The 24,423-nt window shown below is 72.3% G+C and carries 24 protein-coding genes; 14 read left to right on the top strand and 10 right to left on the bottom strand.

The features are described from left to right. Window positions 1-3 precede the first annotated feature (3 nt). The 3 genes from QMG39_RS00460 to QMG39_RS00450 form a co-directional block, all read right to left on the bottom strand. The gene (locus QMG39_RS00460) at window positions 4-1,212 is read right to left on the bottom strand and encodes an oxygenase MpaB family protein (protein WP_281881837.1); all 1,209 of its coding nucleotides are present in this window, start codon (window positions 1,210-1,212) and stop codon (window positions 4-6) included. Window positions 1,213-1,374: 162 nt separating this feature from the next. Continuing rightward, a complete protein-coding gene (locus QMG39_RS00455) occupies window positions 1,375-2,010 on the bottom strand; it encodes a DedA family protein (protein ID WP_281881835.1) in 636 nt (211 codons plus the stop codon). Window positions 2,011-2,070: 60 nt separating this feature from the next. Beyond that, window positions 2,071-2,259, bottom strand: coding sequence for a DUF5302 domain-containing protein (locus QMG39_RS00450; protein WP_281881834.1), 189 nt, complete (start codon window positions 2,257-2,259; stop codon window positions 2,071-2,073). 244 nt (window positions 2,260-2,503) lie between these two features. Between QMG39_RS00450 and QMG39_RS00445 the strand changes: the two genes are divergently transcribed. Further along, the gene (locus QMG39_RS00445; protein WP_281881833.1) at window positions 2,504-2,986 is read left to right on the top strand and encodes a hypothetical protein; all 483 of its coding nucleotides are present in this window, start codon (window positions 2,504-2,506) and stop codon (window positions 2,984-2,986) included. Window positions 2,987-3,293: 307 nt separating this feature from the next. Then, on the top strand, window positions 3,294-5,567 hold the full coding sequence (locus tag QMG39_RS00440) for a polyribonucleotide nucleotidyltransferase (RefSeq protein WP_281881832.1): 2,274 nt from the start codon (window positions 3,294-3,296) through the stop codon (window positions 5,565-5,567). A 78-nt stretch (window positions 5,568-5,645) separates the two neighbouring features. Here QMG39_RS00440 and QMG39_RS00435 read toward each other — a convergent pair whose 3' ends face one another. After that, window positions 5,646-6,110 (bottom strand): Lrp/AsnC family transcriptional regulator, encoded by a 465-nt coding sequence (locus QMG39_RS00435; protein WP_281881831.1) that lies wholly within the window; start codon window positions 6,108-6,110, stop codon window positions 5,646-5,648. A 178-nt stretch (window positions 6,111-6,288) separates the two neighbouring features. Here QMG39_RS00435 and pdhA point away from each other — a divergent pair, with 178 nt between their 5' ends. The 4 genes from pdhA (at window position 6,289) to QMG39_RS00415 (ending at window position 10,193) form a co-directional block, all read left to right on the top strand. Continuing rightward, window positions 6,289-7,449, top strand: coding sequence for a pyruvate dehydrogenase (acetyl-transferring) E1 component subunit alpha (pdhA, locus tag QMG39_RS00430; protein WP_281881829.1), 1,161 nt, complete (start codon window positions 6,289-6,291; stop codon window positions 7,447-7,449). Further along, window positions 7,446-8,456: an alpha-ketoacid dehydrogenase subunit beta gene (locus QMG39_RS00425; protein WP_281881827.1), complete on the top strand. Its 1,011-nt coding sequence runs from the start codon at window positions 7,446-7,448 to the stop codon at window positions 8,454-8,456. The genes pdhA and QMG39_RS00425 overlap by 4 nt, the downstream gene beginning before the upstream one ends. Next, a complete protein-coding gene (locus tag QMG39_RS00420; protein ID WP_281881826.1) occupies window positions 8,453-9,823 on the top strand; it encodes a dihydrolipoamide acetyltransferase family protein in 1,371 nt (456 codons plus the stop codon). Before QMG39_RS00425 ends, QMG39_RS00420 begins: the two co-directional genes overlap by 4 nt. A 61-nt stretch (window positions 9,824-9,884) precedes the next feature. Then, a complete protein-coding gene (locus QMG39_RS00415; protein ID WP_281881825.1) occupies window positions 9,885-10,193 on the top strand; it encodes a 4a-hydroxytetrahydrobiopterin dehydratase in 309 nt (102 codons plus the stop codon). 14 nt (window positions 10,194-10,207) lie between these two features. Here QMG39_RS00415 and QMG39_RS00410 read toward each other — a convergent pair whose 3' ends face one another. The 3 genes from QMG39_RS00410 to QMG39_RS00400 form a co-directional block, all read right to left on the bottom strand. Next, window positions 10,208-10,621: a GNAT family N-acetyltransferase gene (locus tag QMG39_RS00410; RefSeq protein WP_281881824.1), complete on the bottom strand. Its 414-nt coding sequence runs from the start codon at window positions 10,619-10,621 to the stop codon at window positions 10,208-10,210. After that, window positions 10,600-11,196 (bottom strand): SACE_7040 family transcriptional regulator, encoded by a 597-nt coding sequence (locus QMG39_RS00405; protein ID WP_281881822.1) that lies wholly within the window; start codon window positions 11,194-11,196, stop codon window positions 10,600-10,602. The genes QMG39_RS00410 and QMG39_RS00405 overlap by 22 nt, the downstream gene beginning before the upstream one ends. Before the next feature lie 64 nt (window positions 11,197-11,260). Next, window positions 11,261-11,983 carry an MBL fold metallo-hydrolase gene (locus QMG39_RS00400; RefSeq protein ID WP_281881820.1) on the bottom strand — a complete coding sequence of 241 codons (723 nt, stop codon included), beginning with the start codon at window positions 11,981-11,983 and terminating at the stop codon, window positions 11,261-11,263. Window positions 11,984-12,044: 61 nt separating this feature from the next. Here QMG39_RS00400 and QMG39_RS00395 point away from each other — a divergent pair, with 61 nt between their 5' ends. From QMG39_RS00395 to QMG39_RS00370, 6 genes are all read left to right on the top strand, one after another. Next, the gene (locus tag QMG39_RS00395; protein WP_281881819.1) at window positions 12,045-12,617 is read left to right on the top strand and encodes a TetR/AcrR family transcriptional regulator; all 573 of its coding nucleotides are present in this window, start codon (window positions 12,045-12,047) and stop codon (window positions 12,615-12,617) included. A gap of 148 nt (window positions 12,618-12,765) precedes the next feature. Then, complete coding sequence (locus QMG39_RS00390; RefSeq protein WP_281881817.1) at window positions 12,766-14,373, top strand: carboxyl transferase domain-containing protein; 1,608 nt, start codon at window positions 12,766-12,768, stop codon at window positions 14,371-14,373. A 5-nt stretch (window positions 14,374-14,378) separates the two neighbouring features. Continuing rightward, a complete protein-coding gene (locus QMG39_RS00385) occupies window positions 14,379-16,607 on the top strand; it encodes an ATP-binding protein (RefSeq protein WP_281881815.1) in 2,229 nt (742 codons plus the stop codon). A gap of 14 nt (window positions 16,608-16,621) precedes the next feature. Next, window positions 16,622-17,788, top strand: a complete 1,167-nt coding sequence (locus tag QMG39_RS00380) for an acyl-CoA dehydrogenase family protein (protein ID WP_281881814.1) — start codon at window positions 16,622-16,624, stop codon at window positions 17,786-17,788. A 13-nt stretch (window positions 17,789-17,801) separates the two neighbouring features. Continuing rightward, on the top strand, window positions 17,802-18,329 hold the full coding sequence (locus QMG39_RS00375) for a MaoC family dehydratase (protein WP_281881813.1): 528 nt from the start codon (window positions 17,802-17,804) through the stop codon (window positions 18,327-18,329). Further along, window positions 18,326-19,135 (top strand): HpcH/HpaI aldolase/citrate lyase family protein, encoded by an 810-nt coding sequence (locus QMG39_RS00370; protein ID WP_281881812.1) that lies wholly within the window; start codon window positions 18,326-18,328, stop codon window positions 19,133-19,135. Before QMG39_RS00375 ends, QMG39_RS00370 begins: the two co-directional genes overlap by 4 nt. A gap of 34 nt (window positions 19,136-19,169) precedes the next feature. Here QMG39_RS00370 and QMG39_RS00365 read toward each other — a convergent pair whose 3' ends face one another. Genes QMG39_RS00365 through QMG39_RS00355 form a run of 3 tightly spaced genes read right to left on the bottom strand, consistent with a single transcriptional unit; the run spans window position 19,170 to window position 21,594 of the window. Then, the gene (locus QMG39_RS00365) at window positions 19,170-19,970 is read right to left on the bottom strand and encodes an ABC transporter permease subunit (protein WP_281881810.1); all 801 of its coding nucleotides are present in this window, start codon (window positions 19,968-19,970) and stop codon (window positions 19,170-19,172) included. Next, a complete protein-coding gene (locus QMG39_RS00360) occupies window positions 19,967-20,935 on the bottom strand; it encodes an ABC transporter ATP-binding protein (RefSeq protein WP_281881809.1) in 969 nt (322 codons plus the stop codon). The genes QMG39_RS00365 and QMG39_RS00360 overlap by 4 nt, the downstream gene beginning before the upstream one ends. Continuing rightward, window positions 20,932-21,594 (bottom strand): TetR/AcrR family transcriptional regulator, encoded by a 663-nt coding sequence (locus QMG39_RS00355; RefSeq protein WP_281881807.1) that lies wholly within the window; start codon window positions 21,592-21,594, stop codon window positions 20,932-20,934. Before QMG39_RS00355 ends, QMG39_RS00360 begins: the two co-directional genes overlap by 4 nt. A 157-nt stretch (window positions 21,595-21,751) precedes the next feature. On the opposite strand from QMG39_RS00355, the gene QMG39_RS00350 reads away from it, so the two are divergent. Next, entirely contained in the window at window positions 21,752-22,963 is a 1,212-nt protein-coding gene (locus tag QMG39_RS00350) for an aldo/keto reductase (protein ID WP_281881805.1), read from the top strand. A 59-nt stretch (window positions 22,964-23,022) separates the two neighbouring features. Further along, window positions 23,023-24,417, top strand: a complete 1,395-nt coding sequence (locus tag QMG39_RS00345; protein ID WP_281881804.1) for a M16 family metallopeptidase — start codon at window positions 23,023-23,025, stop codon at window positions 24,415-24,417. The last annotated feature ends 6 nt before the right edge of the window (window positions 24,418-24,423 follow it).

The following is a 24,423-nucleotide window of genomic DNA, read 5'->3' as shown; positions in this document are numbered from 1 at the left end:
GGGTCAGTACGACGGACGGTTGGTGTCGGGCACCTCGATCGGCGTCGTCTGGGTCGACGAGCCCTTGTTGAGGAACGCCATCGCGAGGCCCTTCACGAACTTGTCGAACAGCATGAAGTTGGTCGGCATGACCGGGATCAGGCTCTCGCGGAACTTGATGTACAGCGGCCAGCCCTCCTCGATGATCTTCTTCGACGTCTCGTCGCGGAAGAGTCCGAGCCAGTCGCCGATCTCGTCGCCGAGCATGTAGCGCACGAATTCGTTGAGGAACCCGCGGGTGACGCCGAGGTCGACCTGCGCGGTGAGGCCGAGCAGCACCTCGGCGAGGTCCTGCCCCTCCGGCGTCCAGCCGAGGATCGGCGTGAGCGTCGCGTCGGCCTGCGCATGCGCCTCGTCCCACGTCGCCGGGATGTACTCGTCCTGCACGCCGAGGTAGTGCAGCGCGACCTGCCACGCGTGCAGGAACGACGCCTCGTCGTAGTCCGACATCGGCACGTCCCACTGCTTCAGCATCTTGTGCGCGAACGTGCCGGTGCTGTGGAACGTGACCAGGATGTCGCCGTTGCTGATCGGGATCTGCTCGTCGGCGACCGCCTGCCAGTGCGGCGACTGCGGCAGCAGGTGGCGCACCGCGGCGTGCACGATGCGGGTCTTGTTCGCGGTCACCTTGAACTCGCCCGACCACTCGAACGCATCCTTGTCGGTCAGGTCGTAGCCGAAGGCGAACGTCTTCGCCGCGCGGTCCTGCATGTCGGCGCCGCCCTTCGACCAGTACACCGACTTGGCCTCGCGCGGGATGACGGTGCTCATGATGCCGCCGCCGACCCCGTAGATGAAGAACAGGTAGCTGTCCATCCGGCGGTGGAAGTCGCCTGCTCGGCGGAGCTTCCACCAGTCGACCCAGTCGGGCAGCTTCGTCGACTCCTGGAAGTAGTTCTTCAGGTCCGTCGGCAGGGCGCTCGGCACCGGCTGCCAGTTGTGCACCCAGTTGCGCATCGCGTCGTTCACCTGGGCGACCTGGCCGTTGTCGACGATGGACGCCATGATCTGGTCGATCTGCGGGTCCCAGACCTGCTGCGGGTCGAGGCCGGATCCGCTGCCGGCGACGGAGCCTGTCGAGGGCCACGCCCAGGCTGCGCCGGGGACTGCTGCGCCCGCGAAGCCGAGTGCGGCTCCGAGGGTGAGGACGGAACGTCTGTTCAATTCGGGCACGAGGCCACCTGCTTCCGAGAAGAGGATGGACCCCGTCCGCACGATCGGCGTCGATCGCGCACCACCACCGCAGCCCATCCTTGGACATATGTGATTGGTCGTTAACATATGGCCGGACGATGGACTCCACAACCCCTGATCTGATGGGATTGCCGCGATGGTTCAGGCGTGATGGTCTGGCGTCTCGTCGTTCACCTGTCGGCCACGTTCGCGCCGGGCGTCGAGCGCCGCGACGACGCGGTCGACCGCGAGCCCGAGCGCGATAGCGACGGGGACCGAGATCGCCACCGCGAGCAGCGGGTCCTCCCGGAGGGTGCTGCCGACGAGGCCGCCCACGGCCACGTTGTAGATCGCCCAGGCGAGGCCGGCCGCGGCGGACAGTGGCAGGTAGCGGCGCAGGGGCACGCGGCCGGCGCCGGCGGCGAGGTTGACCGCGATGCGCGCGAACGGCACGTACCGCGCTGTGAACACGAGCACCGCGGTGCGCAGGTTGACCGTCCTGCGCACGCGCTCGATGGCGTGTCCCACCCGGCCCTCGCGCTGCCAGCGCCACCGGTCGAGCCCGATCCTGCGGCCGATCAGGTAGCAGAGGAGGTCACCCGTGACCGCCCCGGCCGCGGCGACCGGCACGATCAGGAGCAGCGATGGCGATCCGCTGGACGCGGCCAGCGCGCCGAGCGCGACCACTGCGGTCTCGCTGGGCAGCACGACCAGGAAGGCGTCGCCCACGACGAGCGCGAACAGCGCCGGAAGCAGCCACGGCGAGCCCGTGAGGCCGTCGATCCACGCGGCATCCACCGCGCCGTTCTCTCACGTCGAGGTGAACGGCAGACGACCGTGCGCCCGGATCGGGTCGGATCAGCCGCTCTTGCGCCGGAACTCGCGCTGGTGCGTCACGGGGCCGTGGGCGTCGTGCACGGCCGACTCGCCATCGAGGTGCGCCTCGCCGCGCCCCTGCGCCTGCTGCTTCTTGCGATCGAGCGCCTCACGAAACTTGCGCTTCGTCTCGTCGCTCGCGCCCTGTGGAGTCTCGTCGTCGGAACCCATGCGCTCATCGTACGCCCGTGCCCCGACTGCGAGGACGGCGCCGGGACTCGGGGAACCCGCCAACAAATATGAGGAAAGCTCAGAAACACTGCCGAACCACCGCGCGCCCGCGTACCGTGGCGAAGGTGAGCGTGGCCGGATGGCCGCGCACGCATGCAACACCCGAACGGGCTCGCACGACGCGCGTGGGACTCCGGCTGCAGTTGCACTGCAACCGATTCACCCATGCGAAGGAGCATCCATCATGTCCATACGTCGTGCGCTGGTCGCGATCGGCGCGGCCGCAGCCCTCGCCATCGTCGGGGCGGCCCCGGCCGTGGCGGGCAACCCGCACTTCATCAAGAACGCCACCGACGCGTCGCTCGTCGGCACGTCGCTGGTGGTCGACTTCAAGGAGGCCGGCCTCGAGTCCGGATCGGTCGAGACCGTCGTGGCGAGCGCCGACCTGTCGGCGACGTACTCCTGCGTCAACGGCGGGAACAACGTGCCGTCCGACCCGAAGAAGACGACCATCGACAGCCGCGTCTCCGCGAGCGGGGTCTTCCCGGCGGCGAAGAACGGCCAGATCGTCGGCTCGCTGACGATCGTGCCGACTCCGGCCGACCAGGCCCTCGACTGCCCGCCCGGGCAGACCGCCACGCTGTTCTCGGTCGTGTACTCGAACGTGACCGTCGAGGACACCACCAGCGGTGCGTTCATCGCGCTGAAGGGCACCTTCAGCTCCTGACGCGCAGCGCGCCGCACCGGCGATGACCGTGCCGGGCCCGTGGGCTCGGCACGATTGTCGTGCTCTGCTAGTCTTGCTCCGGTTGCGCTGTGCGATTCCCACGAATCCTCGGCGCGATCGCGGAGCAGGCTCCGGCAGGTGCGCTGGTCTCCTGTGGTGGACTTCGGAACGACACGCGTCCGAGGTGTTCTACTGGTGGCCAGCGAGACGACTCATCCAGACTCGCCGAGATCCTGCCTGTTCCCCTGCTCCTGCGTAGGAGTCGTGCCCATACGGGGTGCGACGGGAAACAAAGGAGAGAGACCTCTTGGAAGGTCCTGAGATCACCGCCGCCGAGACCGTCATCGACAACGGTCGCTTCGGCACCCGCACCGTCCGGTTCGAGACCGGGCGACTCGCCCAGCAGGCGCAGGGTTCGGCCGTCGCCTACATCGACGGCGAGACCATGCTGCTGTCGGCCACGTCCGTGTCGAAGCAGCCGAAGGAGCACTTCGACTTCTTCCCGCTGACCATCGACGTCGAGGAGCGGATGTACGCCGCGGGCCGCATCCCCGGCTCGTTCTTCCGCCGCGAGGGCCGCCCGTCGACCGAGGCGATCCTCACCTGCCGCCTCATCGACCGCCCGCTGCGCCCGTCGTTCGTCGACGGCCTCCGCAACGAGGTCCAGGTCGTCGTGACGGTGCTCGCGATCGACCCCGACGAGCTCTACGACGTGCTCGCCATCAACGCGGCATCCATGTCGACGCAGCTGTCGGGCCTGCCCTTCTCGGGCCCCATCGGCGGTGTGCGCGTCGCGCTCATCGACGGCCAGTGGGTCGCATTCCCGAAGCACGCCCAGCTCGAGGAGGCCGTGTTCAGCATGGTCGTCGCGGGCCGTGTGGTGACGGATGCCTCGGGCGGCACCGACGTCGCGATCATGATGATCGAGGCCGAGGCCACCGACAACGCGTGGGACCTCATCCAGGCCGGCGCGGTCAAGCCGAACGAGCAGGTCATCGCCGAGGGCATCGAGGCGTCGAAGCCGTTCATCAAGCAGCTCGTCGAGGCGCAGCAGCAGGTCGCCGCGACCGCCGCCAAGGAGACCGCCGACTACCCGACGTTCCCGCCGTACCAGCAGTCGACCTACGACGTCGTCGCGGGCATCGCCTACGACGAGCTCAAGGGCGTCTACCAGATCGCCGGCAAGGTCGAGCGCCAGGACGCCGACGACGCGCTCAAGGCGCGCGTCAAGGAGGCCGTCGCCGCCAAGGTCGAGGCGGGCGAGCTGCCCGAGTCGGCCAACGGTGAGGTGTCGGCCGCGTACAAGTCGGTCACCAAGCTGGTCGTGCGCTCGCGCGTGCTCAACGACGGCGTGCGCATCGACGGCCGCGGCCTGGCAGACATCCGTCCGCTCGACGCCGAGGTGCAGGTCATCCCGCGCGTGCACGGTTCGGCCATCTTCCAGCGCGGCGAGACCCAGATCATGGGCGTCACCACGCTGAACATGCTGAAGCTCGAGCAGCAGATCGACTCGCTGAGCCCGGTCACCAAGAAGCGCTACATGCACAACTACAACTTCCCGCCCTACTCGACCGGTGAGACCGGCCGCGTGGGGTCGCCGAAGCGACGCGAGATCGGGCACGGCGCACTCGCCGAGCGCGCGCTCGTGCCGGTGCTGCCGACGCGCGACGAGTTCCCGTATGCGATCCGCCAGGTGTCCGAGGCGCTCGGCTCGAACGGCTCGACCTCGATGGGCTCGGTCTGCGCGTCCACGCTGTCGCTGCTGAACGCGGGCGTGCCGCTGCGCGCGCCGGTCGCGGGCATCGCGATGGGCCTCATCTCCGACACCGTCGACGGTGAGACCCGCTACGCGGCCCTCACCGACATCCTCGGTGCCGAGGACGCGCTGGGCGACATGGACTTCAAGGTCGCAGGTACCAGCGAGTTCGTCACCGCCATTCAGCTCGACACCAAGCTCGACGGCATCCCCGCCTCGGTGCTGGCCGCCGCGCTGACCCAGGCGAAGGAGGCGCGCACCACGATCCTGTCGGTGCTGAACGCCGCCATCGACGGCCCCGACGAGATGGCGCCGACCGCTCCGCGCGTCATCAGCGTGCAGATCCCGGTCGACAAGATCGGCGAGCTGATCGGCCCGAAGGGCAAGACGATCAACGGCATCCAGGACGACACCGGCGCCGACATCTCGATCGAGGACGACGGCACCGTGTTCATCGGCGCGACCGACGGCCCCACGGCCGAGGCCGCCCGTGCCGCGGTGAACGCGATCGCCAACCCCACCAACCCGGAGGTCGGCGAGCAGTTCCTCGGCACCGTCGTGAAGATCGCCGCCTTCGGCGCGTTCGTCTCCCTGCTGCCCGGCAAGGACGGCCTGCTGCACATCTCCGAGGTGCGTAAGCTCGCCGGCGGCAAGCGCGTCGAGAACGTCGACGACGTGCTCGGCGTCGGGCAGAAGATCCTGGTCGAGATCACCAAGGTGGACGACCGCGGCAAGCTCTCGCTCGCCCCGGTCATCGCGGACGAGGCGGAGACGCACGGCCGCGACGCGGCCGGCGAGCACGCCGCCGCGCCCGCCGAGGGCTGATCTCCCGCACCACGCACGCGATGCCCGTCCCGGACCCGATCCGGGACGGGCATCCGTCGTCTGCGGCCTCGTCCGCCGTCAGTCGGCGCGGTCGAGCAGCGGGCCGAGGCGGTAGGGGATGAGCTCGCCCATGGCGAGCGAGGTCTCGGTGCGCTCGACGCCGTCTATCGCGAGGATGAGGCCGTCGATGCGGAAGAGGTCGTGCGCGTCGCGGCAGACCACCCGCACGAGCAGGTCGACGGCGCCGCTCAGCCCGTGCGCCTGCACGACCTCGGGGATCCCCGCGATCGCGTCGACCACCTCGGCGAGCCGTTTCTGCCGCACGTGCACGGCGATGAACGCCTCGAGCGGGTAGCCGAGCGGCTCCGGGTCGATCGCGCGGTCGAACGACAGGAACGCGCCCTCGCGCTCGAGGCGGGCCATGCGCGCCTGCACGGTGTTGCGCGACATGCCGAGACGCTCGGCGAGGGCGACGACCGTCGCCCGCGGATCGGCGGCGAGCGCGGTCAGGAGCTGCCGGTCGACGGCGTCCAGACGTCCCATAGTGCGGGACGATAGCACGCATTTTCGTCCCAGAACCGTGCAACATGCTCAACACAACCGTCAATGCTTGAGCCGAGTGACTGATCGACCTACCCTCGAAGCAGGTCCCGGCAGAGCCGCCGGGCACGCCGGAACGCTCACGAGGCGTTCTCCGGCGAACGAGACGATGGGATCGACGATGACCCTTTCCGACGGGCGCGACACCGACGCGCATCTCCGAACCGACCGGCCCGCCCAGGCGGCATCCGAGTTCGTGCAGCTCCTGGACCCCGACGGCACCCGCGTGACCGCTCCCGGGTACGACCAGTGGATCGCCGACCTCGACGACGCCGCACTGCTTGCGCTCTACCGCGACATGGTCGTGATCCACCGCGTCGACGCCGAGGCGACCGCGCTGCAGCGACAGGGGGAGATCGGCCTGTGGCCGCCGCTCGCCGGACAGGAGGCCGCGCAGGTCGGGTCGGCGCACGCGCTCCGGGACGACGACTTCGTGTTCTCGTCGTACCGCGAGCACGCCGTCGCGTGGTGCCGGGGACTGCGCCCGGAGGACCTGCTGAAGGTCTGGCGCGGCGTCGCCGGATCGGGCTGGGACCCGTACGAGCTGGGCATGGCGACCCCGCAGATCATCATCGCGGCGCAGACGCTGCACGCCGTGGGCTACGCCATGGGCATCCAGCGCGACGGCACCGACCAGGCCGCGATCGCGTACTTCGGCGACGGCGCCACGAGCGAGGGCGACGCGAGCGAGGCCCTCGTGTTCGCCGCGACCTACAAGGCGCCCGTCGTGTTCTTCTGCCAGAACAACCAGTGGGCGATCTCCGAGCCGGTCGGCCTCCAGTCGACCCAGCACCTCGCGCAGCGCGCCGCCGGCTTCGGCATCCCGTGGATGCGCGTCGACGGCAACGACGTGCTCGCCGTCATGGCCGCGACCCGCATCGCGCTCGAGCGCGCCCGCACCGGCGGCGGCCCGACCTACATCGAGGCCGTCACCTATCGCATGGGACCGCACACCACGGCCGACGACCCGAAGCGATACCGCACCGACGAGGAGCTCGAGTCCTGGCGCGGGCGCGACCCGATCGCCCGGCTCGAGGCGCTGCTGCGCTCCCGCGGGGCGCTCGACGACGACGGGGCATCCGACCTCGCCCGCGAGGCCGACGCGGCCGCCGCTGCCGTGCGAGCCGCCTGCGTGAGCCTGCCCGACCCCGAGCCGCTGTCGATCTTCGACCACGTGTACGCCGAGCCGAACAGCCACGTCCAGCGCCAGCGCGACCACTACGCGCGCTACCTCGCGATGTTCGACGAACCCGGCCCAGGGGGAGAGGGGGCCCGCGCATGAGCACGCTCACCCTGGGCCAGGCCCTGAACGCCGGCCTCCGCCGCGCGCTCGAGGATGACGACCGCGTCGTGCTCCTCGGCGAGGACATCGGCACGCTCGGCGGCGTCTTCCGCGTCACCGACGGGCTGCAGCGCGACTTCGGCGAGGCCCGCGTGGTCGACACCCCGCTCTCGGAGGCGGGCATCATCGGCACCGCCGTCGGCCTCGCGTACCGCGGGTTCCGCCCGGTCTGCGAGATCCAGTTCGACGGGTTCATCTACCCGGGCTTCGACCAGATCGTCGCGCAGGTCGCGAAGCTGCACGCGCGCACGCAGGGCAGGGTGCGGATGCCCCTGACGATCCGCGTCCCGTTCGGCGGCGGCATCGGCGCGGTCGAGCACCACTCCGAGTCGCCCGAGGCGTACTTCACGCACACCTCGGGCCTGCGCGTCGTGGCGTGCTCGAACCCTCAGGACGCGTACACGATGGTGCGCCAGGCGATCGCGAGCGACGACCCGGTGCTGTTCTTCGAGCCCAAGCGCCGGTACCACGCCAAGGGCGACGTGAACGTCGACGCCGACCTCGCCGACGCACCGCCCATGGGCGTGGCGACCGTCGCCCAGCGCGGCGGCGACGTGACCCTCGTCACCTACGGTGCGCTCGTGCAGGTCGCGCGCGACGCCGCGGCCGCCGCGGCCGACGACGGCGTCTCGATCGAGGTCATCGACCTGCGCTCGCTGTCGCCGGTCGACTACCCGACCGTCGAGCAGTCGGTGCGCCGCACCGGGCGCCTCGTCATCACGCACGAGGCCGGCCAGCAGGGCGGCGTGGGCGCCGAGATCGCGGCCAGCATCACCGAGCGCTGCTTCGAGTTCCTCGAGGCCGCCCCGGTGCGCATCACCGGGCACGACGTGCCGTACCCGCCGGCGAAGCTCGAGCAGCACCACCTGCCCGACCTCGACCGCATCCTCGACGGGGTCGATCGCGTGCTCGGCCGGCCCAACTCGCTGACGGGGGTCGAGGGATGAGCGCCGAACGTGATTTCGCCCTGCCCGACCTCGGGGAGGGCCTGACCGAGTCCGAGCTGATCGACTGGCGCGTCGCCGTGGGCGACACCGTCGAGCTCAACCAGATCGTCGCCGACGTCGAGACGGCGAAGGCTGTCGTCGAGCTGCCGTCGCCAGTCGCCGGCGTGGTGACCGCGCTGCACGCGGAGCCCGGCCAGACCGTCGAGGTCGGCGCGAGCCTGATGACCTTCCGGGTCGGCGGGTCGGATGCCCCGGAGCCGGCCGCCTCCGACGACGAGCAGGCCGCCGAAGCAGCGTCCGCGGCGGAACCCGAGGCACCCGCACCCGAGGCTCCCGCGAAGCGCGAGCCGAACCTGGTCGGGTACGGGGCCGCCGCGGACGCGTCCCATCCGAAGCGGAAGGCGCGGAGGGTGCCGAGCGTGCCGGCTGCGTCGGCTGCCGAGCCGACCGCCGCGGCCGCGTCGACCACGACGCTGGAGCGCCCGCGACCCGCAGAGCGGCCCCGGTCCACGCCGCCGGTGCGCAAGCTCGCGCACGACCTCGGCGTGGACCTCGAGGCGCTCGACGGGTCCGGGGAGCGTGGGCTGATCACCCGGGCCGACGTCGAGCAGGCGGCATCCGCTCGCCCTGCACCGGCCGCGCCGAGCGGTGCCTCGGCGCCCGCAGACGACCGTGTGACGCGCACGCCGGTGCGCGGGGTGCGCAAGCACACGGCCGAGGCGATGGTGCGCAGCGCCTTCACCGCGCCGCACGCGACCGAGTTCCTGACCGTGGACGTCACCGCGTCGACCGAGCTGCTCGACGAGCTGCGCGACGACCGCGCGACCGCGGGGCACCGGGTCACCATGCTCGCGATGGCTGCGAAGGCGACGTGCATCGCGCTCGCGCGCACGCCCGAGCTGAACTCGCGGTGGGACGACGAGGCGCACGAGATCGTGCAGCACCACTACGTGAACCTCGGCATCGCGGTCGCGACCGAGCGCGGGCTGCTCGTGCCGAACGTGCGCGACGCCGAGGGCATGTCGCTGCTCGAGCTGGCCGATGCGATCGGCGACCTCGCCGCCACGGCGCGCGACGGCAGGACGCCGCCCGCCGACCTGACGGGCGGCACGATGTCGATCACGAACATCGGCGTCTTCGGCATCGACGCGGGCACGCCCATCCTGAACCCGGGCGAGGCAGCGATCCTCGCGACCGGGGCGGTGCGCCGCATGCCGTGGGAGCACCGTGGCGAAGTGGCGCTGCGGGACGTGATGACGCTCAGCCTGTCGTTCGACCACCGGCTCGTCGACGGCGCGCAGGCGTCGAGGTTCCTGGCCGACGTCGGCGCGATCCTGCGGCAGCCCGGGCGGGCGCTGACGATGTGATGGGCACCGGTGCGGCGGGCGGGGCATGGACGGATCGGCGCGAGCATGGCACGGTGAGGTCATGAGCGATCGTCGCATCCTCTCGCCCGCCGACACCGAGGGCCCCCTCGCCGGGACCGCGTTCACGCACGGCCCGGGCGCGCTGCGCGCCGAGTACACGACCCCCGACTTCGCGAGCGCGGTGCGGCTGCTCGACGCCGTCGCGGTCGTCGCCGACGCGCAGGACCACCATCCCGACGTCGAGCTCGGCTGGGGCCGGGTCGCCTTCACGCTGAGCTCGCACGACGTCGGCGGTGTGACGAGCCGCGACGTCGAGCTCGCGCAGCGCATCCACGAACTCGCGCTCGAGCAGCGCGGCGACGAGCTCTAGGGGCGGCGCCCGCCTCAGTCGAGGCGGAAGACGATGCCGTCCGCGTCGTCGGCGACGGGCGTGAATCCGGTGTGCTCGAGCACCGCGATCGAGGCGTGGTCGTCGGTCGCGGTGCGCGCGTGCACGGGCCGCGGCTGGGTGTCGAGGAAGAGCCGCACCGCGCGGGTGCCGATGCCGCGTCCCTGCTGGTCGGGGTGGATGCGGCACGTGATCTCCGACCCGGCCGGCCCGGCGTGCCGCACGACCGTGCCCACGGGTTCACCGTCGGCGCGCACGAGTCGCGCGTCGACGCCGGGCTCGGCGAGCAGGCGCCGCCAGCGGGCATCCGTCGCCTCGGCACCGTCGGCCGGGTCGGGTTCGAGTCGCGGGAGTTCGTCGAGGTCGCGTGCGCGGATCGCGCGCAGGCTCACGACGCGAGGCTGCTCCATGCCATGTCCTCCAGGATGCGGCGGACCACGTCGTCCGCCGGTCGCCGCCCATGTGCTCGGGCGCTGTGCGGGGTCGAGTTGATGAGTCCGAAGGCCGCGTGGGCCCGGATGCGCAACTCGGGTTCGGCCCGGTCGGGCCTCAGGCGGGCGAGCACGCCCACCCACAGTTCGACGTACTCGCGCTGCAGCCGCCTGACCTCGTGGGCGTCGGCGTCGGGCAGGCTCGCGAGCTCGCGATCCTGCACGCGGATCACGTCGGCGTTGGCGAGCGCGAAGTCCACGTGGAAGCTGATGAGGTCGTGCAGGGCGGATGCCTCGTCGGCCGCCCGCGCGACGGTGGCGCGCCCGCCCTCGAGCAGTCCCGCGCTCGCGTCGCGCAGCACCGCGGCGAGCACGGCCGCCTTGCCGGGGAAGTGGCGGTACACCGCCGGGCCGCGCACGCCGACGGCTGCGCCGAGGTCCTCGAGGGTCACGCCGGCGTAGCCGCGCTCGGCGAACAGGTGCGCGGCGGCCTCGAGCAGCGCGTCGCGCCGGTCGGCCTTCGCGCGGTCGCGGTCGGTGAGCGTCTCGGTCATGGGTCCCTCTCGGTTAATGCACACTAACCGAGAGGGGCGGGCGAGACAAGCGGATGCCCCGCGGTCACGCCGCGACGGCGGCTGCGCGCACGCGGGCGACGGCGTCGGCCGCGTCGCCGTGCCAGGGTGCGCCGTGGCCCGGCAGCACCCACTCGGCGCCGGTTGCGGCGATCGCGTCGAGCGAGTCGAGCGCGAGAGTCGGGTCGTCGGTGAACGGGGCCGGCGCGGGCCCGGTCGCGCCCGTCAGCACGTGCCGCGTGGTGAGCGCGTCACCCACGCAGACCGCGCCGACGGTCGGCAGGTGCACCGCGATGCTGCCGGGGGAGTGGCCCGGCGTGCCGATCACGCGTGGTGCGCCCGGCAGGTCGAGCACCTGGCCATCTGTCACGGTCGTCACCTCGGCCGGGTAGGCGGTCTTCAGGCCGCCGTGGGTCATGGCGTAGCCGAGGAAGCGTGCGGCCGGCCCGACGCGCATGCGACCCCAGGAGACGGACGGCGGCTTCTCGGTACCGCGTGCGCGCGCGGCATCCGCCTCGTGCACGTGGATGGGTACGCCGTGGTCGCGTCGCAGGCGCTCGGCCATGCCGATGTGGTCGGAGTCGCCGTGGGTGAGCACGACGCCCCGCAGGTCGTCGATCGAGCGACCCATGGCGTCGAGTTCGGCGAGCAGGTCGTCCCACTGGCCGGCGAGGCCGGTGTCGATCATCGTGACGCCGTGCCCGTCGGCGACGAGGTACGACGCGACGATGTCGTTGCCGACGCGGTGCAGGTTCTTGGCGAGTCTCATGAAGGCTACGATAATTAGCTATGATGGCTACTGTCAATAGCCATCGAGCGAAGGAGGCGTCGTGCCCACTCCCGAGCGCACGTCCACCGAGCAGGTCGTCGCTGAGGCCCGCCGCATCCTCGAGCAGCGCGGGGCCGACGGGCTCTCCATGCAGGCGGTCGCTGCGGCGGTCGGCGTGAAGGCGCCGTCGCTGTACAAGCGGGTCGCGAGTCGCGACGACCTGCTGCGGCTCGCGCTCGAGGCCACGGCGCTCGAGCTCGGCGATCGGCTCGACCGCGCGCTCGCGGGTGCTCCGGCCGACGCGCGTGGCGCCCTTGCGGCAGTGGCCGACGCGACTCGCGCCTACGCTGCGGAGGTCCCGGTCGCGTTCGGCCTGCTCTTCGGGGCACTGCCGGAGGCCGCCCGCCCGCGTCCCGAGGTACTCGCGAGTGCCAGTACGGCGGTGCTCGCACTCGGGCGCCGGCTTGCCGGGCCCGATCATGAACTCGCCGCCGCCCGCACGATCACCGCCTGGATGACGGGGTTCGTGGGCATGCAGCGCGCCGGCGCGTTCCGGCTCGGCGGCGACGTCGAGGAGGCGTGGCGGTTCGGCGTGGATGCGCTCGGTGCGGCGTTGGAGGCGCGGCGCACCTGACTGTCCCGGTGCGGCCGCCCGGTGTATCCGTTGCCCGCCCTGCCGCTCGACTTGCCACTTCAGTTAACGATCGCTAACCTGAATTCCAGTGAGTGATCACTAACTGAAATGCGCGCGATCGCGCGCCGCCATCGATGGAGAGGCGGGCATGGCCACCCTGACGAGCACGCTCGACGCGGCATCCGACCAGGCGCAGGCCCGAGCCCACGCGCACGCCGAGCTCGCCGACGACCTGCGAGCCCGGCTCGAGCGGGCCGCGCGCGGCGGCCCCGACGCATCCCGCGACCGCCACGTCGCCCGCGGCAAGCTCCTGCCGCGCGACCGCGTCGACCACCTGCTCGACGAGGGCAGCCCGTTCCTCGAGGTCGCGCCGCTCGCCGCCGACGGACTCTACGACGACGACACGCCCGCGGCCGGTGTCATCGCGGGCATCGGCCTCGTGCACGGGCGGCACGTGATGGTCGTCTGCAACGACCCGACGGTCAAGGGCGGCACGTACTTTCCGATGACCGTGAAGAAGCACCTGCGAGCGCAGGAGATCGCCCTCGAGAACCGGCTGCCCTGCATCTACCTGGTCGACTCGGGCGGCGCGTTCCTGCCGATGCAGGACGAGGTCTTCCCCGACCGCGACCACTTCGGGCGCATCTTCCACAACCAGGCGCGCATGTCGGCAGCGGGCATCCCGCAGATCGCCGCCGTGCTCGGCTCGTGCACCGCGGGTGGCGCGTACGTGCCGGCGATGAGCGACGAGACCGTGATCGTGCGGAACCAGGGCACGATCTTCCTCGGCGGCCCGCCGCTCGTGAAGGCCGCGATCGGGGAGGTCGTCACGGCCGAGGAGCTCGGCGGCGGCGAACTGCATGCCGGCACCTCGGGAGTCGCCGACCACCTCGCCGAGAACGACGAGCACGCCCTGCAGATCGTGCGCGACATCGTCGCGACCGTGCCGCCGCCGGCCGCTCCGGCGTGGGGCATCGCCCCGTCGCATCCGCCCGCCCTCGACGAGGCCGAGCTCACGGCCGCCGTGCCCGTCGACGTGCAGCAGCCCTACGACGTGCGCGAGGTGATCGCGCGCCTGGTCGACGACAGCGACCTCCACGAGTTCAAGCGCGAGTACGGTGACACGCTCGTCACCGGGTTCGCGCGTATCCACGGCCACCCGGTCGGCATCGTCGCGAACAACGGCGTGCTGTTCAGCGAATCGGCCATGAAGGGCGCGCACTTCATCGAGCTCTGCGACCAGCGCGGCATCCCGCTGGTGTTCCTGCAGAACATCTCCGGGTTCATGGTCGGCACCGACGCCGAGGCCGGCGGCATCGCCAAGCACGGCGCGAAGATGGTCACCGCCGTCGCGACGACCCGGGTGCCGAAGCTCACGGTCGTGATCGGCGGGTCGTTCGGCGCCGGCAACTACTCGATGTGCGGGCGCGCGTACTCGCCCCGGTTCCTCTGGATGTGGCCGAACGCGCGCATCTCGGTGATGGGCGGCGAGCAGGCGGCATCCGTGCTCGCGACGGTCAAGCGCGACCAGCTCGAGGCGCGCGGCGAGCAGTGGTCCGACGCCGACGAGGCGGCCTTCCGCGCGCCGGTGCGCGAGCGCTACGAGACGCAGGGCAGCCCGTACTACGCCAGCGCACGGCTCTGGGATGACGGCGTCATCGACCCGCGCGACACCCGCACCGTGCTCGGCCTCGCCCTCGACGTCTGCAGCCGCACCCCGCTGCCCGACCCCGGCTTCGGCCTGTTCCGGATGTGATCGGCATGACCGCAGCTCCCTTCCACACCGTGCTCGTCGCCAACCGCGGCGAGATCGCCGTGCGCGTCATCCGCACGCTCCGCCGCCTCGGCATCCGCTCGGTCGCCGTCTACAGCGATGCGGATGCCACGGCGCTGCACGTGCGCGCGGCCGATGACGCCGTGCGCATCGGCCCCGCCGCCGCATCCGAGAGCTACCTCGTGCCCGAGCGCATCGTCGAGGCCGCGCTCGCGTCGGGTGCCCAGGCCGTGCACCCGGGCTACGGATTCCTCTCGGAGCATGCGGGCCTGGCGCGCGCGTGCGCGGACGCCGGCATCGTGTTCGTCGGGCCGGGGGAGCGCGCGCTCGAGGTGATGGGCGACAAGATCCGTGCGAAGCGGCACGTGGAGGCCTCGGGGGTGCCGGTGGTGCCGGGCGTCGCCGAGCCCGGGCTCGACGACGACGCGCTCGTCGCGGCCGCGCCCGAGGTCGGGTTCCCGCTGCTCGTGAAGCCGTCGGCGGGCGGCGGCGGCAAGGGCATGCAGGTCGTGCGCTCGGTCGACGAGCTGCGCGCCGAACTGCCCGGCGTGCGCCGCGTCGCCCGGGCCGCGTTCGGCGACGACGCGCTGCTGCTCGAGCGCTACCTCGAGCGGCCCCGGCACATCGAGGTGCAGGTGCTCGCCGACCGCCACGGCAACGTCATCCACCTGGGCGAGCGCGAGTGCTCGCTGCAGCGCCGCCACCAGAAAGTCATCGAGGAGGCGCCGTCGCCGGTGGTCGACGCCGACACCCGCCGCAGGCTGGGAGATGCGGCCTGCGCGGCCGCGCGATCGGTCGACTATGTCGGGGCGGGCACGGTGGAGTTCCTGGTGTCGGATGCCGCGCCCGACGAGTTCTTCTTCATCGAGATGAACACCCGGCTGCAGGTCGAGCACCCAGTGACCGAGCTCGTGACCGGCGTCGACCTGGTCGAGCAGCAGCTGCGGATCCCCGCGGGCGAGCCGCTCGCCCTCGCGCAGGACGACATCGCGTTCGACGGCCACGCGATCGAGGCGCGCGTCTACGCCGAGTCGCCCGAGCGCGGGTTCCTCCCGTCGACGGGTGACGTGCTCGCGTACCGGGCGCCGTCCGGCCCGGGCGTGCGCGTCGACAGCGGCATCGACGAGGCATCCGTCGTCACCGCCCACTACGACCCCATGCTCGCGAAGGTGATCGCCCACGGCGCCGACCGCGCCGAGGCGCTCGACCGGCTCGACCGGGCGCTCGCCGACACCGTCGTGCTCGGCGTCGACACGAACATCGCGTTCCTGCGCCGCCTGCTCGCCGACGACGCCGTGCGCGCCGGCCACCTCGACACCGGCCTCATCGATCGGATGCCCGAGGCCGAGCCCGTCACGCCCTCGCCGGCCGCCCTCGAAGCCGCCGCCCGCCTCGTCGCCGCGCGCGACGCGGACTCCCGCGATGCCGCCGTCGCCCGCGGCTTCGCGTCGCCCCTGTGGTCGTCCGGCTCCGGCTGGCGCGTCGGCGCCGACCGCCGCCGCACGCTGACCTTCACCCACGACGGCGCGACCCACGACGTGCCCGCCCCCGTCACCCCCGCCCTCGACTCGTCCGCGCGACCGAGTACGCAAACTGCGCGAATCGCGGCGGCGTTTCCGCATTCTGCGTACTCCGTCGACGCATCGTCCATCCCGGCCGCGCCACCGAGTACGCAAAATGCGGGAATCGTGCGCGCGTTTCCGCATTCTGCGTACTCGGTCGACGCGGAGGGGAGCGGCGACGGCGGCGCGATCGCGGTCGCGGGCGGCGACGGCACCATCTGGGTGCACGCCGACGGGCGCGCGACCGAGCTGCGCCACGTCGGGCGAGCGGAGCGGCTCGCGGCGGCGCTCGCCGCGGTCGAGCGCGGGGGAGCGGATGCGGCGCCGGAGCTGCGCGCCCCGATGCCCGGCGCCGTCTCGGCCGTCGCGGTCGCCGACGGCGACCACGTCGAGGCCGGCGCCGACGTGCTGAGCGTCGAGGCCATGAAGATGGAGCACCGCGTGCGCGCGCCGATCGCGGGCGTCGTGCGGCTCGCGGTCGCCGTCGGCGACCAGGTGCGGCGCGACCAAGTCGTCGCCCACGTCGAGCCGGCCGACGCGCCGGCGACCGCCGAGACGCCGCCCTCGGCGGCATCCGCCCCCATCGCGCCCGAACCACAGACCCCCGCGACCGCGGCCCATCAGGCCGTCGCGGCCCACCCCCACGAGGAATGACGAGGACACGCATCATGGACACCCTGCTGAACGCCGAGGAACGCGAGCTCTACGAGACCGTCAAGGAGTTCGCCGACACCGTCGTCGCGCCCGCCGCGTACCAGTACGACACCGAGCGCCGCCTGCCGATCGAGATCATCCACCAGATGGGCGACCTCGGCCTGTTCGGCCTGCCCTTCCCCGAGGAGGTCGGCGGCCGCGGCAAGGACTACGTGCAGCTCTGCCTGGCCGTCGAGGCGCTCGGCCGTGTCGACCAGTCGATCGGCGTGACCCTCGAGGCGGGCGTCGGGCTCGGCATCATGCCGATCTTCCGCTACGGCACCGACGCGCAGCGGCAGCAGTGGCTGCCCGAGCTCGTCGCCGGCCGCGCGCTCGCCGGCTTCGGCCTCACCGAGGCGCGCGCAGGCTCCGACGCCGGCGCCACCGAGACGGTCGCGCGCCTCGACGGCGACGAATGGGTCATCGACGGCTCGAAGCAGTTCATCACCAACTCGGGCACGCCGATTACGAGCCTCGTCACGGTGACCGCCGTCACCAACCAGACGGAACGCCCCGACGGCACCGTGAAGAAGGAGCTCTCGAGCATCATCGTGCCGAGCGGCACCCCGGGCTTCACCGTCGGCGAGAGCTACGACAAGGTCGGCTGGCACACGAGCGACACGCACCCGCTCGCGTTCGACGGCGTCCGCGTGCCCGCGGGCAACCTGCTGGGCGAGCGCGGCCGCGGCTACGCGAACTTCCTGCAGTCGCTCGACGAGGGCCGCATCGCGTTCGCCGCGCTCGCGACCGGCGCCGCGCAGGGCTGCCTCGAGGAGGCCGTGCGCTACGCGAAGGAGCGCAACGTGTTCGGCACCAACATCGGCTCGCACCAGCACGTCGCCTTCACGATCGCCAAGATGCAGGCGCGCGTGCAGCAGGCACGGTTGTGCTGGCACGACGCGGCGCGCAAGATGGTCGCCGGGAAGCCCTTCAAGATGGAGGCGTCGATCGCGAAGATGGTGGCGGGGGATGCGGCGATGGAGAACGCGCGCGCGGCGACCCAGGTGTTCGGCGGATACGGCTTCCTGAACGAGAACGCCGTGGCCCGCCACTACCGCGACGCGAAGGTCCTCGAGATCGGCGAGGGCACGACCGAGGTGCAGCTCATGGTCATCTCGCGGGAGCTCGGCCTGGCGGCGTAGCGGGAGGAACGGCATGAACGAGACGGATGCCCCTGGGCCGGCGCAGCCCGAGGCGCCCGCGCGCGAGGTGGTGCAGCGGGGCCTCTGGTTCGAGGAGTTCGAGCCGGGCGTGCGCTACCTGCACCGCCCGGGGCGCACCGTGACCGAGGCCGACAACGTGCTGTTCTCGACCCTCACGATGAACCCGCAGGCGCTGCACCTCGACGCCGCGTGGTCGGCCGAGCAGCCGTTCGGGCAGCGCCTGGTGAACTCGATGTTCACGCTCGCGACGCTCGTCGGGGCATCCGTCTCGCAGCTCACGCAGGGCACGATCGTCGCGAACCTCGGGTTCTCCGAGGTCGCGTTCCCCGCCCCGCTGTTCCACGGCGACACGCTCTACAGCGAGACGACCGTCGCCGAGAAGCGGCTCTCGGCCTCGCGTCCGGGCCAGGGGATCGTCACACTGGATCACGTGGGTCGCAATCAGCACGGCGACGTCGTCGCCCGCGCTCGCCGGAGCGTGCTCGTACAGTGCCGGCCGGAGGAGGAGACGGGCGCATGACGTTCACGATGGGTCCGGCGCTGCTGTTCTGCCCGGCCGACCGGCCCGAGCGCTACGCGAAGGCGGCCGATCGCGCCGACGCCGTGATTCTCGACCTCGAGGACGCCGTCGCTCCCGATGCGAAGGCCGCGGCGCGCGAGGCGGTCGCGGACTCGGGGCTCGACCCCGACCGCACGATCGTGCGCATCAACCCCGCGGGCAGCGACGCGTTCGAGGACGACCTGCGCGCGGTCGCGGCGGGCGGGTTCCACACCGTGATGCTCGCCAAGGCGAGCGGCACCGCCGACCTCGTGCGGCTGCGCGACCTGCGCGTCGTGGCGCTCTGCGAGACGCCTGCCGGCGTGCTGGCTGCGCCTGCGATGGCGTCGGTCGAGTGCGTGGTCGCGCTCATGTGGGGTGCGGAGGACCTCGTCGGCTCGCTCGGCGGGTCGTCGAGCCGCACGCCCGACGGCGGCTACCGCGACGTCGCGCGGTTCGCCCGTGCGAGCGTGCTGGTCGCCGCGGGCGCGCACGACATCGCCGCGATCGACGCGGTGCACCTCGACATCGCCGACGCGGACGGCCAGCGGGACGAGGCGACGGATGCGGCCGCGAGCGGATTCGCCGCGACCGCGTGCATCCACCCCTCCCAGGTGCCGGTCGTGCGTGAGGCGTACCGTCCCTCCGACGAGGAGCTGTCGGCGGCGCGCGAGCTGCTGGCCGCGGCATCCGGTCGTGACGGCGTGTTCACCCACGACGGGCGCATGATCGACGCGCCCGTGCTGCGCCAGGCCGAGCGCGTGCTCGCGCGCGCGGCCCGCCGCTGAGCGACGGGCCGCGCTACCGAGGCGGGTCCGGTGATCAGGTGGCGATGTCGCGCTTCCGGAACACCAGCCAGCCGGCGATGAGCAGGAGCAGCGAGATGCCGTAGAGCAGTCCGAGCGCCGTCCAGTCGGGTCCCTCGGCGAGCGGGTTGACGTCCCACGCCCAGGAGTACGGCGAGAAGTTGTGCAGCCACTCGAGGTCCTCGCTCTGGTTGCCGACCGCGTGGAGCACGTAGCCGACCACGGCGACGCCGGCGCCCGCGCCGATCGCCCAGGTGCGGCTGCCGGTCATGGCGCCGACGCCGATCGAGGCGGCCGCGGAGAGCATCGCGAGGCCCAGCATGGTCGCCGTGCCGGCGACGATGTTCCACGGCTCGATGCCGAGGTCGCTCGGTTCGTTCAGGGCCCAGGTGAGGCCGATCACGACCACTCCGATGATCGCGAGCTTGGCCACGATCGCCGCGGTGCGCTCGACGAGCACACGGCCACGGCTCACGGCGTGCGCGAGCGTCAGCTCGAGCTGGCCGTTCTCCTCATCGGAGGCGATGGCCGACGTGCCCCAGCCGACGGCCGCGATCGTCAGCAGCGCGAAGCCGATCAAGCCGAAGAAGGTGCCCTGCGCATATCCGGCGCCGGTGCCGAGCTGGTCGTAGCCCATCGACTTCACGAGCGCGTCGGGGAGCGTGTCGATGATGGCGTCCATCTCGCCGTTGGCCCCGAACGAGGAGTAGAGCGGCAGGTACAGCAGGAGGGCCCCGCTGATGCCGACGATCCAGCCGATGAGGCCGCGCCAGCTGCCCGCGAAGACGCGGCGGAAGAGTGCGAGCGTGCCGTTCATCGGGCGTCCTCCTCGTCGGTCGTCGCTGCGGGGGCATCCGATGCCTCGTAGTACCGCATCACCGACTCCTCGAGTTCGGGCTCCTCGATCGCCAGGTCGATGATCGTGTGCTGGGCGAGCGCCTTGACGAAGTCGTCGACGTGTGCGTCGATCGTCGCCGTGAACTCGGACTCGCCCTCGGCCGGGCCCAGCTGCGACTGGCCGATGGCGGAGATGCCCGGCGATGCGCTGAGCGTCGCGGCGAGCGCACCGGCGTCCTCGTCGGCGACGACCACGCGGACATGCCGGACCGCACTCTCGCGCAGCTGCTTCACCGTGGCGACGGTCGCGATGCGCCCCTCGCGGAGGATCGCGACCTGGTCGGCGGCCTGCTGCACCTCGCTCAGCACGTGCGAGCTGAGGAACACGGTCTGCCCGGCGGCCTTCGCCTCGCGCACCATGGTGAGGAACTCCTGCTGCACGAGCGGGTCGAGGCCGCTCGTGGGCTCGTCGAGCACCAGCAGCTCGGGCTCGTGCATGAACGCCTGGATCAGCCCGACCTTCTGCTTGTTGCCCTTGGAGAGCTTGCGCACCGGGCGCGAGAGGTCGACGCCGAGCCGGTCGGCGAGCTGCTCGATGCGCACCGGCGGCACGCCGCCCGAGATGCGCGCGTAGTGGCGCAGCAGGTCGCGCCCGCTGCCGCGCCCGCCGAGGTGCAGCTCGCCGGGCAGGAAGCCGATGCGCTTGCGGAGCTTCGGCCCGCTGTGCCGCGGGTCCTGGCCGAGCACGCTCACCTCGCCCGCGGTGGGGTGGATGATGTCGAGCATCAGGCGCATCATCGTGGTCTTGCCCGCGCCGTTCGGCCCGATCACGCCGAACACCTGCCCGGTGGGCACCTCGAACTCGACGCGATCGAGCGCGACGGTCGACCCGTAGTGCTTCGTGAGGCCGCGCGAGTCGATCGCGGCCGTTGTCGTGGGCGTCATGCCCCTCCTTCTTCCTCGGTGGTCGGTGGTGCGGTGGCGGCCATCGCGTCGCGTGCGGCCGCGAGCATGCGGTCGTCGGCGTACAAGCCGTTCGTGTAGAGGTCGAGCATCGGCAGCGTCATGCGGCGCGCGGTCGCCGTCTCGTGCACGTCGGCGCCGAGCGTGCGGGCGAGCTGGGCGCGCAGCAGCAGCGGGGCGAGGGCCTGCATCGCGACCAGCAGCGCGCGCATCTCGGGGTCGTCGCTCGGGCGCATGGACCCGTCGGCGACGCCCGCGTCGATCATCTCCCTGGTCTCGTGCAGCAGCGCGTCGAACACCTGGTTGCCCGCGTCCCCGCCCTCCTGCAGCATCGCCGCGAGGTAGTCGACGTACGGCCGGAAGCGGTCGACGTCGGCGAGCCACTCGCGCATGGCGGTGCCGACCTGGGGTCCGCGGGCGCGGTCCTTCTCGTCGAAGACGGAACCGATGAGGTAGTCGTCGCAGGCGGCGCGCAACTCGTCCTTCGACCCGAAGTGGTGGATCACGAGCGCGGGGCTGACGCCGGCGGCGCGGGCGATGTCGCGGATGCTGGTCGCGGCGTATCCGCGCGAGCCGAAGAGCTCGATCGCACGGTCGCGGATGCGGGCCGCGGTGGTGAGGTCGCCCGACGCTGAACGCATGTTCAACATGCTAAACGAGTGTTCAGCCGCCCGCAAGCGTGCCGGCTGCGTGCGCCTGTGAACGTCAGCAAACAATTGCGTAACGGTTGCGCGAAACGGGCGCGTTCTGCCGCAAACGACAACGTAGGGTCGGAGCAATCCTGGGGAGGAGGAGCGCATGACCGAGGTCTCGACGGACGAGCACGGTGCGACGGGGGGTCGCCCGAGCCGCGACACGGATGCCGCGCGGCCGGACGACGCCGCGCAGGCGGACGCCGTGCGGGCTGCGGACGTGCAGCCGGAGCCGGTCGCGGATCCGGTGCAGCCGGACACGGTGCCGATGGAGCAGCCGGACCCGGCGCAGCCCGAGTCGATGACGGCCGCGGCCGAGACCGCAGCGCCCGCCGCGGTCGCGCACGACTCGGATGAACCGCACACGATCGAGACGCTGCACTCCGGGCCCATCGTCATGGCGCCGCGCGAAGCGCTGCCGGGCACCGAACAGCCGATCCACCCCGTCGGGCTCGGCACGACGGACTTCGGCTGGACCCTCGACGCGCGCGCATCGGGCCTCGTGCTCGATCGCTTCCTGTTCTCCGGCGGCAACCTGATCGCCACCTCCGACGGCGACGCGTCGGGCCGTGCCGAGTTCCTGGTGGGCTCGTGGATGCGCGCCCGCGGCTGTCGCGACCAGGTCGTGCTCGCCGCGACCGTCGGCCGGCACGCCGACAACCCGGGACTCGCGCCCGCCAACCTCACCGCGGCCGTCGACGCCTCGCTCGCGCGGCTCGGCACCGATCGCATCGACCTGCTCTCGTTCGACGGGCACGACGAGACCGTGCCGCTCGAGGAGACCCTCGGCGCGGTCGACGCGCTCATCCTCGCCGGCAAGGTGCGGGCGATCGGCGGCATCGGCTTCTCGGCCGACCGGCTCATCCAGGCGCGCGTGCTCGCCGCCAACGGGCTGCCGCGCTTCTCGACCATCTCGGCGAAGTACAACCTGCTCGACCGCAGCCACGTCGAGGGCTCCCTCGAACTCGTCGCGTCGGCCCAGGGGCTGGCCATGCTGCCCACCACGCCGCTCGCGAGCGGGTTCCTGGCCGGAGTCGTACGGCGGCGGGCCGACGTGCGGCGCGACGTGCGCGGCACGCGGGCCGGCGCGTACTTCTCGCGGCGCGGCAATCGCGTGCTCGCGGTCGTCGACCGCATCGCGGCCGCGCACGGCGTGCGGCCCGCGGCCGTGGCCCTCGCCTGGCTCATCGCGCGCCCGGTCGTCGCCGCGCCGGTCGTCGACGCCACCGCGCCCGAGCACGTCGACGACCTGGTCGCCGCCGGCTCGCTCGAGCTCACGCGCGCCGACCTCCTCGATCTCGACCGCGTCAGTTCCTGAACGCTCGGCGCTGTGGGCGCGAGGCCCGCGCGTCGCACGCCTGACGTAGGCTGGTCGGGATGAACGGCGCCGTTGAACTCCCCTTGGACGCGCCCGAACTGACCCTCGAAGCTGCAGGCGGCGCGCGCGTGCGGCGAAGCGTGCTCCCGAGCGGCCTGCGGGTGCTGACCGAGGCGATGCCCGGCAGCCGCAGCGCGACCGTGGGGTTCTGGGTCGGCGTCGGTTCGCGCGACGAGCGCGACGATCCCGACTCCGCCGCGCCGGGCACCTTCGGCTCCACGCACTTCCTCGAGCACCTGCTGTTCAAGGGCACCGCGACGCGCACCGCGCTCGACATCGCGACGGCGTTCGACGCCGTCGGCGGCGAGCACAATGCGATGACGGCCAAGGAGTACACCTGCTACTACGCCAGGGTGCAGGACCGCGACCTGCCCATGGCCGTCGACGTGCTGGCCGACATGCTCACGGCCTCGCGCCTCGACCCCGACGAGTTCGAGAACGAGCGGGGAGTGATCCTCGAGGAGCTCGCGATGGCGGGCGACGACCCGGCGGATGCAGCGAGCGAGCGCTTCTTCGACGCGGTCTTCGGCGCCCATCCGCTCGGGCGCCCGATCGGCGGCACCCGCCACTCGATCGGCCGCGTGAGCCGCGATGCCGTGTTCACGCACTTCCGCGCGCGCTACCGCCCCGACGAGCTCGTCGTCACCGCCGCCGGCGCCGTCGACCACGACGCGCTCGTCGCCCGCGTCACCGAGGGACTCGCCGCAGGCGGGTGGGACCTCGGCACGCCGCATCCGCCCGCCCCTCGTCGCCTCGCCGACGAGGCCGCGCTCACCCGCGGTGCCGACGTCTCGATCGAGGACCGCCCTATCGAGCAGGCCAACCTGCTGCTCGGCGTGCCCGGCCTCACCGCCACCGACCCGCGCCGGCCCGCGCTCAACGTGCTGAACTCCGTCTACGGCGGCGGCATGTCGTCGCGCCTCTTCCAGGAGGTGCGCGAGCGGCGTGGCCTCGCGTATGCGGTGCACTCGCTCGCGCCCGGCTACTCCGACGCGGGCGTGTTCGGTGCGTTCGCGGCCTGCCAGCCGTCGAACGCCGGCACCGTCGCCGAGCTCGTGGTCGGCGAGCTCGGCCGCATCGCCGACGAGGGCATCACCGAGGCCGATCTCGCCCGCGCCGCCGGCCAGCTCGGCGGGGGTGCGGCCCTCGCGCTCGAGGACTCCGACACCCGCATGAGCCGTCTCGGCCGGGCCGAGCTCACGCACGGCGAGTTCGTCGACCTCGACGAGGCGCTCCGCCGCATCGCGCGGGTGACGCGCGACGACGTGCGCGACCTCGCCGCCGACCTGCGCGAACGCCCGTGGTCGATCGCCGCCGTGGGCGGCGTCGACGCCGGCACCTTCCGCGGCGTGCGCGACGACGGCGCCCGCCCCGCAGCATCCGAAGCCCCCTGACCGCGC

Origin of the sequence: Agromyces rhizosphaerae (genome assembly GCF_027925245.1) — a bacterium.
GTDB classification, from domain to species: Bacteria; Actinomycetota; Actinomycetes; order Actinomycetales; family Microbacteriaceae; genus Agromyces; species Agromyces rhizosphaerae.
Note: the sequence above shows the minus strand (reverse complement) of the source record. Positions and strands in the feature narration are given on the sequence as shown.

Coding starts and splice junctions, on each gene's coding strand:
- QMG39_RS00450 (WP_281881834.1), bottom strand. CDS start 2,259: ATGGGTTCCGACGACGAGACTCCACAGGGCGCGAGCGACGAGACGAAG.
- QMG39_RS00445 (WP_281881833.1), top strand. CDS start 2,504: ATGTCCATACGTCGTGCGCTGGTCGCGATCGGCGCGGCCGCAGCCCTC.
- QMG39_RS00435 (WP_281881831.1), bottom strand. CDS start 6,110: ATGGGACGTCTGGACGCCGTCGACCGGCAGCTCCTGACCGCGCTCGCC.
- pdhA (WP_281881829.1), top strand. CDS start 6,289: ATGACCCTTTCCGACGGGCGCGACACCGACGCGCATCTCCGAACCGAC.
- QMG39_RS00425 (WP_281881827.1), top strand. CDS start 7,446: ATGAGCACGCTCACCCTGGGCCAGGCCCTGAACGCCGGCCTCCGCCGC.
- QMG39_RS00420 (WP_281881826.1), top strand. CDS start 8,453: ATGAGCGCCGAACGTGATTTCGCCCTGCCCGACCTCGGGGAGGGCCTG.
- QMG39_RS00415 (WP_281881825.1), top strand. CDS start 9,885: ATGAGCGATCGTCGCATCCTCTCGCCCGCCGACACCGAGGGCCCCCTC.
- QMG39_RS00410 (WP_281881824.1), bottom strand. CDS start 10,621: ATGGAGCAGCCTCGCGTCGTGAGCCTGCGCGCGATCCGCGCACGCGAC.
- QMG39_RS00405 (WP_281881822.1), bottom strand. CDS start 11,196: ATGACCGAGACGCTCACCGACCGCGACCGCGCGAAGGCCGACCGGCGC.
- QMG39_RS00400 (WP_281881820.1), bottom strand. CDS start 11,983: ATGAGACTCGCCAAGAACCTGCACCGCGTCGGCAACGACATCGTCGCG.
- QMG39_RS00390 (WP_281881817.1), top strand. CDS start 12,766: ATGGCCACCCTGACGAGCACGCTCGACGCGGCATCCGACCAGGCGCAG.
- QMG39_RS00385 (WP_281881815.1), top strand. CDS start 14,379: ATGACCGCAGCTCCCTTCCACACCGTGCTCGTCGCCAACCGCGGCGAG.
- QMG39_RS00380 (WP_281881814.1), top strand. CDS start 16,622: ATGGACACCCTGCTGAACGCCGAGGAACGCGAGCTCTACGAGACCGTC.
- QMG39_RS00375 (WP_281881813.1), top strand. CDS start 17,802: ATGAACGAGACGGATGCCCCTGGGCCGGCGCAGCCCGAGGCGCCCGCG.
- QMG39_RS00370 (WP_281881812.1), top strand. CDS start 18,326: ATGACGTTCACGATGGGTCCGGCGCTGCTGTTCTGCCCGGCCGACCGG.
- QMG39_RS00365 (WP_281881810.1), bottom strand. CDS start 19,970: ATGAACGGCACGCTCGCACTCTTCCGCCGCGTCTTCGCGGGCAGCTGG.
- QMG39_RS00360 (WP_281881809.1), bottom strand. CDS start 20,935: ATGACGCCCACGACAACGGCCGCGATCGACTCGCGCGGCCTCACGAAG.
- QMG39_RS00355 (WP_281881807.1), bottom strand. CDS start 21,594: ATGCGTTCAGCGTCGGGCGACCTCACCACCGCGGCCCGCATCCGCGAC.
- QMG39_RS00350 (WP_281881805.1), top strand. CDS start 21,752: ATGACCGAGGTCTCGACGGACGAGCACGGTGCGACGGGGGGTCGCCCG.
- QMG39_RS00345 (WP_281881804.1), top strand. CDS start 23,023: ATGAACGGCGCCGTTGAACTCCCCTTGGACGCGCCCGAACTGACCCTC.